9 protein-coding genes and 1 CRISPR repeat array are annotated in these 17,264 nt (G+C 58.5%); of the genes, 7 read left to right on the top strand and 2 right to left on the bottom strand.

Annotated features, from left to right (window positions below):
• The first annotated feature begins 2 nt into the window (after positions 1-2).
• Positions 3-1,046, top strand: coding sequence for a type I-C CRISPR-associated endonuclease Cas1c (gene cas1c / locus AC4EYZ_RS21350; protein WP_474192005.1), 1,044 nt, complete (start codon positions 3-5; stop codon positions 1,044-1,046).
• Between the two features lie 18 nt (positions 1,047-1,064).
• Positions 1,065-1,355, top strand: a complete 291-nt coding sequence (cas2, locus tag AC4EYZ_RS21345) for a CRISPR-associated endonuclease Cas2 (protein ID WP_113270882.1) — start codon at positions 1,065-1,067, stop codon at positions 1,353-1,355.
• Between the two features lie 188 nt (positions 1,356-1,543).
• Positions 1,544-6,582: a CRISPR direct-repeat array (repeat unit 33 nt; unit sequence GTCGCGCCCCGCCCGGGGCGTGCGGATAGAAAC).
• A 190-nt stretch (positions 6,583-6,772) separates the two neighbouring features.
• Here the strand turns inward: cas2 and AC4EYZ_RS21340 are convergent.
• The gene (locus AC4EYZ_RS21340) at positions 6,773-7,036 is read right to left on the bottom strand and encodes a Txe/YoeB family addiction module toxin (RefSeq protein ID WP_190372980.1); all 264 of its coding nucleotides are present in this window, start codon (positions 7,034-7,036) and stop codon (positions 6,773-6,775) included.
• Positions 7,033-7,275, bottom strand: coding sequence for a type II toxin-antitoxin system Phd/YefM family antitoxin (locus tag AC4EYZ_RS21335; protein WP_125746783.1), 243 nt, complete (start codon positions 7,273-7,275; stop codon positions 7,033-7,035). Before AC4EYZ_RS21335 ends, AC4EYZ_RS21340 begins: the two co-directional genes overlap by 4 nt.
• A 347-nt stretch (positions 7,276-7,622) precedes the next feature.
• On the opposite strand from AC4EYZ_RS21335, the gene AC4EYZ_RS21330 reads away from it, so the two are divergent.
• The 5 genes from AC4EYZ_RS21330 (at position 7,623) to AC4EYZ_RS21310 (ending at position 17,260) form a co-directional block, all read left to right on the top strand.
• Positions 7,623-8,870 (top strand): dicarboxylate/amino acid:cation symporter, encoded by a 1,248-nt coding sequence (locus AC4EYZ_RS21330; RefSeq protein WP_009287993.1) that lies wholly within the window; start codon positions 7,623-7,625, stop codon positions 8,868-8,870.
• Positions 8,871-9,032: 162 nt separating this feature from the next.
• Positions 9,033-9,623, top strand: coding sequence for a DUF4202 domain-containing protein (locus tag AC4EYZ_RS21325; protein ID WP_490204007.1), 591 nt, complete (start codon positions 9,033-9,035; stop codon positions 9,621-9,623).
• Positions 9,624-9,725: 102 nt separating this feature from the next.
• Positions 9,726-12,950, top strand: coding sequence for an FAD-binding and (Fe-S)-binding domain-containing protein (locus AC4EYZ_RS21320; RefSeq protein ID WP_490204006.1), 3,225 nt, complete (start codon positions 9,726-9,728; stop codon positions 12,948-12,950).
• Positions 12,951-13,037: 87 nt separating this feature from the next.
• Positions 13,038-14,099 (top strand): efflux RND transporter periplasmic adaptor subunit, encoded by a 1,062-nt coding sequence (locus tag AC4EYZ_RS21315; RefSeq protein WP_490204005.1) that lies wholly within the window; start codon positions 13,038-13,040, stop codon positions 14,097-14,099.
• A gap of 17 nt (positions 14,100-14,116) precedes the next feature.
• Positions 14,117-17,260, top strand: a complete 3,144-nt coding sequence (locus AC4EYZ_RS21310) for an efflux RND transporter permease subunit (RefSeq protein WP_490204004.1) — start codon at positions 14,117-14,119, stop codon at positions 17,258-17,260.
• Positions 17,261-17,264: the final 4 nt, after the last annotated feature.

Here is a 17,264-nt window from a genome sequence, read left to right as displayed (position 1 = left end):
CAATGCGACGACAATTAAACTCACTGTACATCACCACCGAAGGTGCTTGGCTTAAAAAGGAAGGCGCCAACATTGTCATGCAGGTAGAAGGGAAAGAGCGCGCCAGGCTTCCCATTCATATGCTGGAGTCCCTTGTATGCTTTGGGCGTGTACTGGTATCCCCGCCGTTAATGGGATTCTGCGCTGAACAAGGCGTTACCATCACCCACCTGTCACCGAACGGGAAATTCTTGGCGCGTATTGAAGGCCCCGTCTCTGGCAATGTATTACTCAGGCGCACTCAATATCGAGTCAGTGATAACGAAGACTCCTGTTCGAGCCTAGTCAGTAGCCTTTTGATTGGTAAAGTCCATAACCAGCGCGCTGTTCTCGCTCGGGGCATTCGCGATTATGGCAGCAAGATGCCTCCTCATGATCGCCAGCGCCTGGAAGCGGCTCGTAACCGGCTAAGCCGCATCGCACGTAATTTATTACTGCAACCTGCCACAACCAATGAGCTACGGGGCCTAGAAGGCGAAGCCGCCCAAGTATATTTCAGTGTCTTCAATTTATTAGTGCGCCAAGAAGGTGGTGCTTTTGAGTTTAAAGGCCGTAATCGCCGCCCGCCGAGAGACCGCATTAATGCGTTATTATCGTTTTTGTATACGCTACTCACCCACGACTGCCGTTCAGCACTAGAAAGCGTCGGCTTAGACCCCGCCGTAGGCTTTTTACATCGGGATCGCCCAGGTCGTCCAAGCCTTGCATTAGACCTTGCTGAAGAGTTCCGCCCTTTGTTAGGTGACCGCCTAGCCCTTTCGCTTATCAATCGACGCCAGCTACGCGAAAAGGACTTTAACATTACTGAAAGCAATGGCGTCGTTATGACCGATGATGCCCGCAAGCTGGTTCTAACTGCTTACCAAGAGCGAAAGCGTGAAGAGTTATTGCATACGTTTATTGACGAAAAAGCACCTATAGGCATGCTGCCCATACTGCAAGCTCAGCTGATGGCGCGTCACCTACGGGGCGACTTAGATGCTTACCCACCTTTCCTTTGGAAATAGCACACTGAGGGCAATATCATGATGGTACTGGTCAGTTACGATGTCAGCACCTCTTCAGAGGGCGGTGAAGGCAGGCTGCGGCGAGTAGCAAAAGCGTGTCGAGATGTAGGGCAGCGAGTACAATTTTCCGTGTTTGAAATTGAAGTCGATCCCGATCAATGGGTACGCTTCCGTCAACGCTTGATCGACTTGATTGATGACGAGGTGGACAGCTTACGCTTTTACTTCTTAGGCCGAAATTGGAAAAACCGCATCGAACATATTGGCGCCAAGCCCGCCTTAGATATGAATGGCCCTTTAGTTTTTTAATGTTTCTCTTGTTTGCGAACCGCAAGTGTTTTGCCAAACCCCGTCAGGTTCGCAGCTCTTTAATAAATTGATTTTAATAATAAATTCTTTCGCCAACTCCTTTGCACCAAGCAAGATCGTCTGATACTCAGCGTTTCGCAAAAGCATGTCTTTTTGCTTTTATTTTTCATGATGTTATAAACAGAACGGTCGCGCCCCGCCCGGGGCGTGCGGATAGAAACTGCCCGGCCATCCCCATCAGCAATGGATATGGTACGGTCGCGCCCCGCCCGGGGCGTGCGGATAGAAACTTGTAGATAACGCCCTCTGCCAATGCCTCGTCGGGTCGCGCCCCGCCCGGGGCGTGCGGATAGAAACTATTTGCCAGCCTGGCGCATCGTCCCAGGCGGGCTGTCGCGCCCCGCCCGGGGCGTGCGGATAGAAACCATGTCTTCGGGGTCTGGCCCGTTCCTCTCCATGGTCGCGCCCCGCCCGGGGCGTGCGGATAGAAACAAGTAACGCTCGCTGAACTTCTCGATGGACATGGGTCGCGCCCCGCCCGGGGCGTGCGGATAGAAACGCAAACGTCACCTTGCTAATGATTGTTTTCTTGTTGTCGCGCCCCGCCCGGGGCGTGCGGATAGAAACGATGCTTTCCAGTGCGCTTTTGCTTTCGCGGAAGGTCGCGCCCCGCCCGGGGCGTGCGGATAGAAACACGTAGGTCGTAGAACTCGCCCTGTGTGTCGATGGCGTCGCGCCCCGCCCGGGGCGTGCGGATAGAAACTTTGTGCTCTCAAGAACGATCATTACCTTAGACCCCGTCGCGCCCCGCCCGGGGCGTGCGGATAGAAACTTTATCTGGAAAATAGGGTCGGGTCAGAGCAACAGTCGCGCCCCGCCCGGGGCGTGCGGATAGAAACATGTTAGGCGTCGTGCATGCATCGTGCAGCGACATGTCGCGCCCCGCCCGGGGCGTGCGGATAGAAACTAGCGCTAGGTCGCGGGCGTCGCGGTTGTCGGCACGTCGCGCCCCGCCCGGGGCGTGCGGATAGAAACGATTAAATAGAGATGCATGCTGAATTCGTCAGTCGTCGCGCCCCGCCCGGGGCGTGCGGATAGAAACAATTTTCTCAATGACATAATGTCGGGTTTGCATTTGTCGCGCCCCGCCCGGGGCGTGCGGATAGAAACCCATACCTCGCGCTGCGACTCTAACGCCGGTATGTCGCGCCCCGCCCGGGGCGTGCGGATAGAAACATCGCTAGCGAGGCTTACGCGATAGCACGCGCAGGTCGCGCCCCGCCCGGGGCGTGCGGATAGAAACGCTGCTTGATAACTGCTCTTTGGTTCATAGCCTGGTCGCGCCCCGCCCGGGGCGTGCGGATAGAAACTCCCGCTTGACCAATTAGTTGTACACCTGACCGAGTCGCGCCCCGCCCGGGGCGTGCGGATAGAAACAGTCAGTCAATCGGCCATACTGTTAGTAGATTTATTGTCGCGCCCCGCCCGGGGCGTGCGGATAGAAACATCGCATGAGCTAGCGCATTGCTCAATGTCAGCATGTCGCGCCCCGCCCGGGGCGTGCGGATAGAAACAGCGCCATTACCGGGCATCATTTAAGCGAAGAGCGTCGCGCCCCGCCCGGGGCGTGCGGATAGAAACGGAAACGTCACGTTGAAAAAGCGCGGATTTAGCAGTCGCGCCCCGCCCGGGGCGTGCGGATAGAAACACAACTGGAAGGTTTGCTAAACAATATTGAACGGTCGCGCCCCGCCCGGGGCGTGCGGATAGAAACCCATACATCCAATTTGAGAATAGTGAGTTTGCACGCGTCGCGCCCCGCCCGGGGCGTGCGGATAGAAACACCGGTCGGTAAATCAGGTCTAAAGCACGTGTCGTGTCGCGCCCCGCCCGGGGCGTGCGGATAGAAACAGTGAGTATAATACTTGACGCAACCTGGAAACTTGGTCGCGCCCCGCCCGGGGCGTGCGGATAGAAACAGCGCGTGGCTAGTGAACGATACACAAACATCATTGTCGCGCCCCGCCCGGGGCGTGCGGATAGAAACAGTAACACGGCTAGTATGCCTCAGCAGCCTGGACAAGTCGCGCCCCGCCCGGGGCGTGCGGATAGAAACTAAACGGTCAAGCATTGCCAATTGAATGCGCTGTTCGTCGCGCCCCGCCCGGGGCGTGCGGATAGAAACCTCAATTGCGCGGTCATGACGAGAGCCGTAGTCGCGTCGCGCCCCGCCCGGGGCGTGCGGATAGAAACAGCCTGACTAAATACGTTAGCAGGCGTAATCAGGTGTCGCGCCCCGCCCGGGGCGTGCGGATAGAAACTCATAGGAACTCACTACAAGCTCGGGGATATAGTGGTCGCGCCCCGCCCGGGGCGTGCGGATAGAAACCATGTGCTGTGCAGCGGAGTTAAGGATGCTGTTGGGTCGCGCCCCGCCCGGGGCGTGCGGATAGAAACTGAAACTTTAATCGATGGTCGTATGCTGTCACCCGTCGCGCCCCGCCCGGGGCGTGCGGATAGAAACCCGTATATTCAATTTGAGAATAGCGAGTTTGCACGTCGCGCCCCGCCCGGGGCGTGCGGATAGAAACAAGATGGTCAATATTACTATGCAGTTAGCGATAACGTCGCGCCCCGCCCGGGGCGTGCGGATAGAAACGCGTGCCGCCCTGTAATAGTCCTCGTCTAGCTCTAGTCGCGCCCCGCCCGGGGCGTGCGGATAGAAACTTTTTTACGCTCGTCGTTGATGGCCCTAGCATCGGTCGCGCCCCGCCCGGGGCGTGCGGATAGAAACCAACCCGGGTCGCAATACCCGGCATTCAGGTGGGTCGCGCCCCGCCCGGGGCGTGCGGATAGAAACGCCCACACCTGCGCGCTGCAATCTCTCGGTGCCGCGTCGCGCCCCGCCCGGGGCGTGCGGATAGAAACTGATTTTATCGCTTATGTTGGCGACCGCGTTTATGTCGCGCCCCGCCCGGGGCGTGCGGATAGAAACATATCCTACGCGGGGGATAAGGTAGGGAGTACCGGTCGCGCCCCGCCCGGGGCGTGCGGATAGAAACTTATCATCATCTACGGCAACACCCGCGACGAGATGTCGCGCCCCGCCCGGGGCGTGCGGATAGAAACCTTGAACGCCCGCAGCTTGTCGAGGCGTCGCTATCCCGTCGCGCCCCGCCCGGGGCGTGCGGATAGAAACGCTAAGTTTAAACCCGGCCCCGCCATGCTGCTAAGGTCGCGCCCCGCCCGGGGCGTGCGGATAGAAACAGCAGGCGCAGACCAGCCTAGGTCGAGGTTGCGGCGTCGCGCCCCGCCCGGGGCGTGCGGATAGAAACTCCTAGTATCTATCTATCTCTATCGTAACAGTTGGTCGCGCCCCGCCCGGGGCGTGCGGATAGAAACATCGTACTCCATGGGGTCTCCGCACGGCTTTCCGCGTCGCGCCCCGCCCGGGGCGTGCGGATAGAAACCGGTATTGGCCTCATGGTCAACTCCGCTGGCGAACAAGTCGCGCCCCGCCCGGGGCGTGCGGATAGAAACAATCATGATGGCCCTGAATGCCTTGTCAGCGAACGTCGCGCCCCGCCCGGGGCGTGCGGATAGAAACAGATAATGGGTTGCGTCAACTTAGTAACACCATGTGTCGCGCCCCGCCCGGGGCGTGCGGATAGAAACGCGTGAAATTTAAATAAGGAGAGCTAGCAAATGGCGTCGCGCCCCGCCCGGGGCGTGCGGATAGAAACCGGCGCAACCGCAGAGGAAGCAAGCGCGGCCATTAGTCGCGCCCCGCCCGGGGCGTGCGGATAGAAACAATTCTTGGGTACAACCTCTACAGCAATGAAGCGCGTCGCGCCCCGCCCGGGGCGTGCGGATAGAAACTGGTTATTCCCAGTGCCGTTGCTAAATTTAACAGGTCGCGCCCCGCCCGGGGCGTGCGGATAGAAACTATGTTCGTGTAGCAGCTAGCCAAACCATTACCGAGTCGCGCCCCGCCCGGGGCGTGCGGATAGAAACGCCGTGGGAGTGTATCACCCTGCGCAAAATGTCAGGTCGCGCCCCGCCCGGGGCGTGCGGATAGAAACAGCAGCTAATGGAGCTAACTAGCGGACTTAGATCGGTCGCGCCCCGCCCGGGGCGTGCGGATAGAAACTACGCCGATATCGTTAGGATAGACCAACCACCCTGTCGCGCCCCGCCCGGGGCGTGCGGATAGAAACTCCGTCGTTTCGAGGTGGTGCCACTTCATCAATCGTCGCGCCCCGCCCGGGGCGTGCGGATAGAAACAAACGCTTCCTGCCGCGTCTTGAATGCCACGCGGTCGCGCCCCGCCCGGGGCGTGCGGATAGAAACGCTTCGGCGTGGCGACTTCTAGGGTTTTGCCTTGTCGCGCCCCGCCCGGGGCGTGCGGATAGAAACAGGCACAAGTGATATGATATCCGCACACGCACCGGGTCGCGCCCCGCCCGGGGCGTGCGGATAGAAACCGTTAATCAAGCGCACGACCAACCAAACGAAAAGGTCGCGCCCCGCCCGGGGCGTGCGGATAGAAACCCATATCCAGGCGTATGTTTGCGGGTCTAGGCGGTCGCGCCCCGCCCGGGGCGTGCGGATAGAAACTATATCAACAACCAGGACATCCACATCCTCTTTTGGTCGCGCCCCGCCCGGGGCGTGCGGATAGAAACAGCGCCATGTGCGTGGCATGAATACAGAGTTTCGCGTCGCGCCCCGCCCGGGGCGTGCGGATAGAAACCAGGTATGGCCCACGAAGGCATCGACTCAATACCCGTCGCGCCCCGCCCGGGGCGTGCGGATAGAAACATCCACAATGCAATGAGCGATACGGGCCGCGATGTCGCGCCCCGCCCGGGGCGTGCGGATAGAAACAGGTATGCCGTTAAGCACTTGATGAACGGCGTAGGGGTCGCGCCCCGCCCGGGGCGTGCGGATAGAAACACATAGATCCCGGTCGTCATATTGTGGGGGTAAGGTCGCGCCCCGCCCGGGGCGTGCGGATAGAAACATACTCAAGGCGAGCATGGCGTCCAATCCATAGGGTCGCGCCCCGCCCGGGGCGTGCGGATAGAAACAGCACTGGCAATCTGCTGAATATCGGCACCACGGCGTCGCGCCCCGCCCAGGGCGTGCGGATAGAAACATGCAAACCGGGTGGAACGTCTACACGCTGCAACAAGTCGCGCCCCGCCCAGGGCGCGCGGAGAGAAACTCTAAATGGTGACTCATCGACGCGCCGGGGGCAAATGTCGCGCCCCCACGAGGCGTACGGATAGAAACCGCAAAGAGTAGCGACCTGAATAAAAACACCTGCGTAACTCACGTGGTAAGCCTATGGCGCATCCGCGAATACAGCGCGCAGCGCTGCTTAGATGATCGGCAACAGCGGCTAAAATTATGCATTATTTGTAGTGGCTCCAAAGCCGAAGCACTTTAATTACCCCTTCGTCTTCAAGTACCTGGCAAACCAAACGATGCTGAATATTGATGCGCCGTGAATAAGCCCCCGCAAGATCACCGATGAGCTTCTCAAACGGAGGTGGTTTCCGATACGGGTCTTCTGCGATCAGTGCTAGCAGCTCCTGTGCCTTTGGCTTCAATCCGCTGGAGGCTAACTTCTTCGCGTCTTTCTGAGCGTGTTTGGTGTAAACCAACTTCCATGTCACCAGTCCAACTCCTCGTCGCACTCATCCACTGGGGTCTCCATTCCCTCACGAACAGACTCTCGCATCCCTGGCACAGAAAGCAGGAAAAGCGTCTCCTGAATGGCAGACCAGTCCTCCTCCGCCACCAGAACGGCTTTATTCCGCTTGCCCATAATGACAATGGGCTGATGAGATTCGGCAGTCTCATCAATCAACCGATAAAGATTGCTGCGCGCCTCTGTTGCAGATATTCCGGTCATAACGCACCTCTAATTTATCCCGTATCACCTTGATTGTACGCCATCCAGTACGTACGTCAAAACGAACGTACTATTTAACCCTATTTAGGCTCGAATTAAATCACCACAATTCAGAGCTTTGTTCTGATCGTTGTATTTTCAAAATAGCTGTAGCGTGAGCCCTCAACCTCAAGTAGCGCGTGGTATGCCTGCGGCTGAGCAGCATTTAACTCTCGGACTTAACGCATGTGCTATGACCACTCGGCATATCCATCCCAGCCCGTTAGCCAAAAGTGATAGAGTGCCCGCCGATTCGTCTGGCGAATCGATAAATAATAGGTTTTAACACTTTTGACAGGAGAAGCGCAGTGCAGGAGACAGCACAGCAAGGAAAGTTTGCCTGGTGGCGACGAATTGCCCTATGGAAGAAGATTCTCGCCGGCTTGGCGTTGGGTATTTTGGCAGGCGCGCTATTAGGTGAGACCGCCAGCGTGTTTAAACCGCTGGGCGATATTTTTATTAACGCCATTATGATGCTGATTGTGCCACTAGTGTTTTCCACTCTGGTGGTGGGTATTACCTCAATGCGCGACCCCCAGAAAATGGGTCGTATTGGCGCGCGTACCATTACGCTCTATTTGGTCACCACCGCCTTTGCTATCTCCATTGGTCTGGTACTTTCCACCCTGCTGCAGCCGGGCGTGGGCGTTGATTTAAGTTTTGACTCTGAAGTGGCCGCTAACGAAGCGCCATCGCTGGTCTCTATTCTGGTTAACTTAGTGCCGCGTAACCCGTTGGACGCCCTGGCCAACGGCAACATTATGCAGATCATTGTGTTTGCCATTGGTTTAGGTATTTCGCTGACGTTGATCGGCGATAAAGGCGAGCCGGTCATGAAGGTCTTCGATAGCTTTGCCGAGGCAATGTACAAGCTCACCGGCATTGTGATGGCGTTTGCGCCCTTCGGCGTATTTGGCTTAATCGCCCACGTCTCTGGACAGTACGGTTTAGAGATATTGCTGCCGCTGGCCAAGTTGATTGGCGTGGCGTACCTGGCCAGCATTCTTCACGTGCTGGTGATCTACTCGGGTTTGATCTCGCTACTGGGGCGGCTAAACCCCATGCGCTATTTGCAGGGCAGTCTGGACGCTATTGTTGTGGCGTTCTCGTCCGCTTCTTCTGCGGGCACCCTGCCGGTCTCTATACGTTGCGCGCAGAAGAACCTGGGCGTTTCCGAAGGGGTTTCAGGGTTTGTGTTACCGGTAGGCGCCACCATCAATATGGATGGCACCGCGCTTTACCAGGGCGTGGTCGTGCTATTCATCGCCCAAATGACTGGCACTGATTTGAGCATGATGGATTACGGCATGATTGTCGCCACCGGCACGCTGGCCTCCATTGGTACCGCAGGCGTACCAGGCGCTGGCCTGATTATGCTCTCGATTGTAATGGCCCAGGTTGGCCTGCCGCTGGAAGCTATCGCCGTGGTCGCGGGGATTGATAGGATCCTTGATATGGCACGCACCAGCGTCAACGTCGCGGGCGATTTAATGGTCACCACGCTGGTAGGTAAAAGCGAGGGTGAGCTCAACGAAGAAATCTACAACCGTCGCTAACTTTAACGCTAGCATTTATAGCGTAAGAAAAGGCGTCCGCTGTGCTTAGCAGCGGGCGCTGCGCTTTACCGCCTTTCATAACCTCCCCTCCCATACAGCAGTTGTGATTCGCACGGTTTCTCGGCAACCTATTAGCATCATTTTTAGCCGAGCAACGCTGCTATGCCTACCGCTTTTGATCAAACGCTCATCGCCATCGATGCCCTGCATGCCGAAGACCCGCGCTCCACGACGCTTGCCGATGGCACATCCATGCCCCAGGAACTGGCTTATGCCCAGCGCATGAGCGACTGGCTAGACCGCGTGCATGACGCTCCAGATGAGGTGCTGCGCTTAGCCGTACGCGCCCAGCACTTACAGCGCTGGTTAGTGCCGCGTGAGGAGTACCCCGAAGGGCGCGTAGGCTACTTAACCTGGAGGCGCGACCAGGGCAAGCGCGCAGGCGATACCACCGCCCAGCTAATGCGCGACGCAGGCTACGCAGACGAAGATGCCACCCGAGCCGCAACAATTATCGGCAAGAAAGGCCTGGGCCGCGATACCGATGTACAAGCGCTGGAAGATTGCGCCTGCCTGGTGTTTCTAGAGAACTACTTTGCCGATTTCTCGCGCAAGATCGAGCACGACCATATGGTGCGCATTGTGCAGATGACCTGGCGTAAAATGTCACCCCGCGCCCATGCACTAGCCTTGAAGCTACCGATGTCGGATGCCTCATTAGCGCTGGTAAAAGAGGCCCTGGGAGCAGAGTAAGGTGCAGAGTAAAGCGCTACAGTGAGATGCAGCGAGGCAGCCGCTGCGGTAAAGTAGCGGTCTTCTTTTATTGCGCCCCCGGCACTGACGGCTTGATCAACTATGATTGCATCCTTGGACACCCGTACCGCCCCGTTCGCACGCTTGGGCAATGAGTATGTACGTTTTTTACAGGCTCTTAAAACGCGCGGTTTTGAAGGCGAAATTGCTCCCGATTACGCCAACCGCACGGTGCTGGCGACGGATAACTCAATTTACCAGCGCCTGCCCCAGGCGGCGGTCTACCCCAAGCATGCCGAAGACCTAGAGCGCCTTACCCGGTTGGCCGCGCAAACCACTCACCGCAGCATTGTGTTAACGCCCAGAGGCGGCGGCACCGGCACCAACGGCCAGTCGCTCACCGATGGCATCGTGGTGGATGTCTCCCGCCATATGAATCAGATCCTAGAGATCGATGTGGAAGCACGGCGGGTGCGCGTTCAGGCGGGGGTGGTGAAGGATCAATTAAACGCCGCGCTCAAACCCCATGGGCTGTTTTTCGCCCCGGAGCTTTCGACCTCCAACCGCGCCACCATTGGCGGCATGATCTCTACCGATGCCAGCGGCCAGGGCAGCTGCGAATACGGAAAAACCCGTGATCATGTGCTGGAGCTCGATACCATTTTGATCGGTGGAAAGCACCTGCACAGCCGCGCTTTAACATCGGACGAAGAGCAGGCTGAGTGTCAGCAGGAAGGTATTCTTGGTCGCGTACATACCACCGCCGCCGAGATTATCGACCAGCAGAGTGACTTGATTGCAGCCAAGTTCCCACCGCTCAACCGCTGCTTAACCGGCTACGATTTGGCCCACCTGCGCGATAGCGAGGGGCAGCTCAACCTCAACAGCCTGCTGTGCGGCTCGGAAGGCTCGCTGGGCTTTTTGAACGAGGCGGTGTTGAATGTGCTGCCGATTCCCAAGCACTCCACTCTGGTCAATGTGCGCTACACCAGTTTTATGGATGCACTGCGGGATGCCAAAGCGCTGATGGCCGCTAGCACCTCTTCACAACCTCAGCCGCAGGCGCTACAACCCCAGCCGCAGGCGCTGCGCCCTACTTCCATAGAGACCATCGACGACACCGTGCTGCAGTTGGCCATGGAGGACTTCGTCTGGGACAGCGTGGCGGAGTTCTTCCCGGCAACCGCTAACACGGCGATTCGCGGCATTAACCTGATCGAGTTTAATGACGACGATGAGAGCGCCCTCGCCGAGCGGGTTCGCGCCTTTACCGACCACCTAAGCCAAGACACCACCGTTGAGCGCCTAGGCTACACCTTGGCCGAGGGGCGTGGGCAGATCCAGAAAGTCTACGCCATGCGCAAGCGCTCGGTGGGTTTGCTCGGCAATGTGCAGGGCGAGAAGCGGCCGATTCCGTTTGTGGAAGATACCGCTGTGCCGCCGGAGCACTTGGCGGACTTTATCACCGAGTTCCGCGCCGCGCTGGATGCCCGAGACCTCGCCTACGGGATGTTTGGCCATGTCGACGCCGGTGTACTGCACGTGCGCCCCGCCATCGATATGAAGGATCCCGAACAGGAAAAGCTGATTCGTGCGGTGTCCGATGAAGTGGCGGAGCTGACCCAGAAATATGGCGGCCTGCTGTGGGGCGAACACGGCAAAGGCGTGCGCTCGGAGTACTCACCTAAATTCTTGGGTGAGCTCTACCCCAGCCTACAGCGGGTAAAAGCGGCCTTTGACCCTTATAACCAGCTTAACCCTGGTAAGATCGCCTCCCCCCTCTCTAACCCGCCCGGGGCCGCGGGCATTTCCACCTCGCCCGACGCTGCGGGCAAGCCTCAAAGCAGCGAGCTAATCGCCAAAGATAGCGACCCCGATCTGTTGACGGTGGATGGCGTGCCCATGCGCGGTCAGTTCGATCGCACCATCGACGAGCGCGCCTGGCAGGCCTACGACGCCGCGGTGTACTGCAACGGTAACGGCGCTTGCTACAACTACGACCTTGATGACCCCATGTGCCCGTCGTGGAAAGCCACCCGGGATCGCCGCCACTCGCCCAAAGGCCGCGCCAGCCTGATCCGCGAGTGGCTGCGCCTGCAGACCCAGGCGGGAATCGATGTTGTTGAGGAGTCGCGCAAGAAAAAAGCCGAAGGCGGCTGGGGCTTTATTAAACGCTTTCCGCTGCGGGTGGCGAATACTCTAAGCCGCAAGCAGCACCACGACTACTCCCATGAAGTTTATGACGCCATGGCGGGTTGCCTGGCGTGTAAGTCCTGCGCGAGTCAGTGCCCGATCAAGGTCAACGTTCCCCAGTTCCGCTCGCAGTTCTTGGAGGTCTACCACGGCCGCTACCTGCGCCCGATTCGCGACTACGTGATTGGCGGCACCGAGTTTATGCTGCCTACCCTGGCCAAAGCCGCACCGCTGTATAACGCCGTGATTGGCCAGCGCTGGGTAGAGCAACTGATGCGCCGCACGCTGGGCATGAGCGACTCCCCGGCGCTTTCACGGGCCAGTGTTAAAAAGCAGCTGAACGCCTGGGGCGTTGCCGAGGCAACACCGCTCTCACTGGCCCTGTTAACCGAACAGCAGCGTGCCAATAGCGTGATTATTGTCCAGGATGCCTTCACCACCCACTTTGAAGCCAAGCTGGTGATGGACGTGGTGGAACTGCTCTCGCGCCTCAATCTACGCGTGTTTGTGATGCCCTATTCGGCGAACGGCAAGCCACTCCAGGTACAGGGTTTCTTGGGCGCCTTCGAACGTACCGCCGCCAAGCAGGCCGAGCGGCTACGCACCTTGGCCCGCTTTGATATCCCCCTGGTGGGCATCGACCCGGCGATGACGCTCACCTATCGCCAGGAGTACGTCAAAGCGCTAGGTAATGAGGCGGTGCCGGAGGTGCTGATGCTGCAGGAGTGGCTCACGACCCGCATCAATACGCTAGCGCCCAACCAACTTAAGCTAACCGACCCTGGCTTTAAGCTGCTCTCCCACTGCACCGAGAAAACCAATGCACCGGGTAGCCCTAAAGCATGGCAGCAGGTATTTGCGGCGTTTGGGTTAGAGCTTGAGCTGATGGCCACCGGCTGCTGCGGTATGTCTGGCACCTATGGCCACGAAACCCGCAACGCCGCTACGTCAAAGACTATATACGCCCAGTCGTGGCAGCCCCAAGTAGAAGCCGAAAACAACGTAGGCAAGTTGCTGGCCACCGGTTACTCCTGCCGCAGCCAGGTAAAGCGCTACTCTGAACAAGTGCTGCTACATCCTTTACAGGCGTTACTCATTGCCCTAAAGCGCAGCCAAAGTTTGTACAAACACTAAACCTTGTATAATGTTGAGGGAGCTAACGGCGTGCGGTGCAGAAAACTGTCACGCTGTTTATTGACTGTTATTTTTTCAGGAACTGCCTTGTTATCTCTATTTTCTTCCCTGACTCGCCTAGGCGCAGGCGCTGTTTTAACCCTGAGCCTGGGGGCCATGGCGGTCGCTCAGGAAAACCGTGTTGAGACGCAGGTGGTTGCTGACTCTCCCCGGATAGAGATATTGCCACTTACCGGCAGCGTCAGTGCCCCACGTACCTCGCTGCTATCAAGTGCTGAAGCGGGTCAGGTCAGCGAGCTAACGGTTGAGATGGGCGACACAGTCACTCAAGGCCAGCCGCTGCTCTCCCTGGATACCCGCGATATTAGCCTGGAAAGCCAGCGCGCCCGCGCGGATCTGGCCCAGGCCGAAGCCGAGCGTGACGAAGCACAGCGCCTAGTAAGCGAAGCCAACCAGCTCTCGGCGCAAAACTTTGCCGCCAGCGACCGCCGCCAGCGTGAAAGCGCTTTAGCAGCGGCCCAGGCCACCCTTGAAGCGCGCCGAGCAGATTACGAGCTGGCTCAACTGCAGCTTGAGCGTCACCAGGTACGCGCTCCCTTCGACGGCATGGTCACCCACCGGGAGAGCAATATCGGTGAGTGGGTCAACCCTGGCGATACCCTGCTCACCTTGGTCGATTTAGCTTCACTTCGTTTAGATTTCTCGGTGCCACTCTCTGCCTACCAACGCTTTGAGGGCTCTCAATTAGAGGTGCGCTTAGAAGGCAGCGATCAATGGCACCCGGCGCGCACCCTCGCGCGTATTCCTCTCGATGCCAGCTCAAGGCAGTTTCTGCTTCGCGCGGCGCCGGAAACACCGCTGGAGATGCTGCCAGGTATGGCGGTGGAAGGCCGTTTGCAACTTAACGGCGAAAGCGGGCCCAGCGTGCCGCGGGATGCCCTCATTCGCCGCCCGGATGGCAGCGTTAGCGTTTGGCTAGCCCGCCAGAGCGATGATACTTGGCAGGCGTTCGAACAGCGGGTTGAGATCGGCAGCAGCTACCAGGGAGAGGTCGCCGTCAATGAGGGCCTATCAGCGGGAGACCGCGTTATCGTTGTCGGTAATGAGCGGCTTGAAGAGGGGCAAGAAGTGTCCCTGAGCGACGACTAAAGGAGCGATACCCGCGTATGCTTGCCGCCATTATTCGTCACGGCATCTTGGTTAGCGTCATTACGCTGATCCTGCTGATTCTGGGTATCGCCGCCATTTGGCGCATCCCTGTTCAGATGATTCCCGACCTGGAAACCCGCGTGGTGGGTATCGAGACCCAGTGGCCGGGGGCTACGCCACAGGATATTGAAAAGGATATCCTGATCGAGCAGGAGGAGTTCCTGCGCAATGTGCCCAACCTGCAGCGCATGGAGTCGACCGCAAGCAGCGGTAGCGCCGAAATCGAGCTAGAGTTCCCTTTCGGCGTCGATCTCACCGAAACCTTGATTCGGGTTAACAACGCGCTAAGCCAGGTGCCCTCCTACCCCAACAACGTCGACCAGCCGCGCATCGTGGCCAACTCGTTTTCCGCCAACGCTTTTATGTACTTTAACGTTGGACCCCGGGAGGGCAATCCGCGCCAGCTCGATATGCCCGCCATGCGCGACTACCTGGAAGATAACGTCCGCCCGCGCCTGGAGAGTGTTGCTGGCGTATCAGAAGTCACGGTTTCCGGTGGCGCCGAACGGCAAATGCAGCTGTTGATCGACCCCGAAGCGCTAGCCGCCCGTGAACTGAGTATCGCTTATATTCAGGCCGCCCTTCAGGCCCGCAATCAGGATGTCTCCGGCGGTAACCTAGAGAGCGGCAAACGCCGCTACCTGCTGCGTACCGTAGGCCGTTTTGAGGATGTTGAAAGCCTTGAAGCGCTGATTCTCATCCGCGACGGCGACGCGGTTACCCAGCTAAGCGATGTGGCTGAGGTGCGCCAATCCTACGCCGAACTCACATCCCGCGCTTACAGCTCGGACGGTCAGCCGGTACTGAGCGTGCAGGTGCGCCGAGAACCGGGCGCCAATGTGATCGACATCAAGCGCGCCATGCTCGACGAAGTCGCGGCGCTTAATGAAGGTCTACTAGCCGAGCAGGGCATGCGCATGACGCTCTCCAGCGACGACGTACGCTACGTGGAGTCATCGATTGCCAATGTTTGGGTTAACCTGGGCCTGGGCGCGCTGTTTGCCACCCTGGTGATGTACGCCTTCCTGCGCTCTGCCCGCGCCACCATGGCCGGGGTTATCGGCATCCCTATCTGCACCATCGCCGCCTTTCTAGGCCTGCTGCTAGCGGACCGCACGCTCAACGTTATTTCCCTGGCGGGTGTCGCTTTCGCCATTGGCATGACCATCGACAACACCATCGTGGTGCTGGAGAGCATTGAGACCCAGCGCCGCCGAGGCTTGGCGCGTTTTGAAGCGGCTCTCGAGGGCGTTAAGCAAGTATGGCCTGCAGTGCTCGCTTCAACGTTGACCACTATTTTAGTCTTTGTGCCCATCTTCTTTATTCAGCAGGAAGCCGGGCAGCTCTACTCCGATATTGCAGTGGCCATCTCAACCTCGATTATTGTCTCAATGGTGGTTGCCATTACCGTTATCCCCACCCTGGGCGCGCATATCGATTTTCGTGGTAAGGAGAGTGCCTCAACGTCATCACCGCGCTGGGTACGCGGCTGCCTGTGGGTGGTTGATGGCATGATCCGCACTGCTTCCCGGCGCTTTCTCGCTATCGTGCTGGGCATCATGGGAGGTATCGGCATTTTTGTATTGTTGACACCCCCGGCCGAGTACCTGCCCGAAGGCGAAGAGGCCAAAACTTTTGCCAGTATGAACGCCCCGGCGAGTTACAACCTGGCCACCATGGATGCCATTGCGCAAACGCTGCAGCAAGAACTGGAGTCCCATGTAGGCGCTGCTCCAGAGGGCTTCGAACGCGGCGACACCGATATCCCGCCGATTCGCACCATGGGCATACAAGCCGAAGCTCAAAGCCTACGGATCATTGTAGAAACCATCGACCCCACCCATATTGAAGCCTTGATGGACGACCTCACCCGGCGCTTTGAAAGGTACCCGGACATGCGTGCCTTTGCCGCCCGTGGCTCGATTATCTCCAGCAACGACGGCGGAACGCGCAGCATCACGCTGGATATTGCCGGCAACGATCTAAACGAACTCTACACCACCGCCAATGCGATTTATCAGCGCGCCGAGACAGTGTTCGACAACCCGCGCATTCAGTCGCGGCCCTCCGCCCTGGATCTTGGCCAGCCGCTGATTGAGGTGTATCCCGATTGGAAGCGCGCCGCAGAAGTCGGCCTGGATACCAACGCCCTGGGCACCACCGTCGCGGTGCTCACCAACGGCGCCTACCTGGATGACTTTTATCTCGACGACGAGAAAATCGACCTTTACGGCTATGGCCCCGAGGCGGGGGATATTGACCTGGATGCCCTTGCCACCCTGCCCATCTATACCCCTTCTGGTGTGAGCGTTCCACTCAATACCCTTGCCGAAATTCGCGAAACCGTGGGAACGGCCACCCTTCGGCGGGTGGATGGTCGCCGCAGTGTTACGCTGGACGTCATCCCACCTCGCAGCGTGGCGCTGGAAGCCGGTATCGACCGTATGCAGCGTGAGGTGATTGAACCACTGCGCAATGAGAGCGCAATCCCTGCCAACATTAACGTCAGCGTGACCGGCGCGGGGGATCAGTTAGACGCCACCCGCCAGGCGCTTACCGGCAATGCGTTAATTGCATTAGCTATTGTGTATCTGCTGCTGGTGGCAATTTTTGCCCACTGGGGTTATCCGCTGCTTATCCTCGCCACTATTCCATTAGGCGCCGCTGGGGGAATTGTGGGGCTATGGCTAATGAATACCGTGGGAGCTCAGTTGCCAAAAATTGGCTTGAGTGCCATCAGCCAGCCGTTTGATATGATCACCATGCTGGGCTTTTTGATTTTGATGGGGACAGTGGTTAACAACCCGATATTGGTTGTTCATCAGGCGAGAGAGAATCTGCGCACGGCGAGCATGGGGGTTCGTGAAGCCGTTCAACAGGCGGTAGAGAGCCGTTTAAGGCCTATCGCCATGACGACTCTCACTACCCTTTGCGGCCTTTCGCCGCTGGTGTTTCTGCCTGGGGAAGGCACCGAGCTTTACCGCGGCGTTGGGGCCATTGTGCTATTCGGGCTGCTCGGCACGGCGATTGTCACCGTCACCTTCTTGCCAGCGCTTACCGTCGCCGTGCTCAGTTGGAAAACCAAACGACCGGCGAGCTAAAAGC

Source organism: Vreelandella sp. 162(4c) (assembly GCF_058152265.1).
Note: the sequence above shows the minus strand (reverse complement) of the source record. Positions and strands in the feature narration are given on the sequence as shown.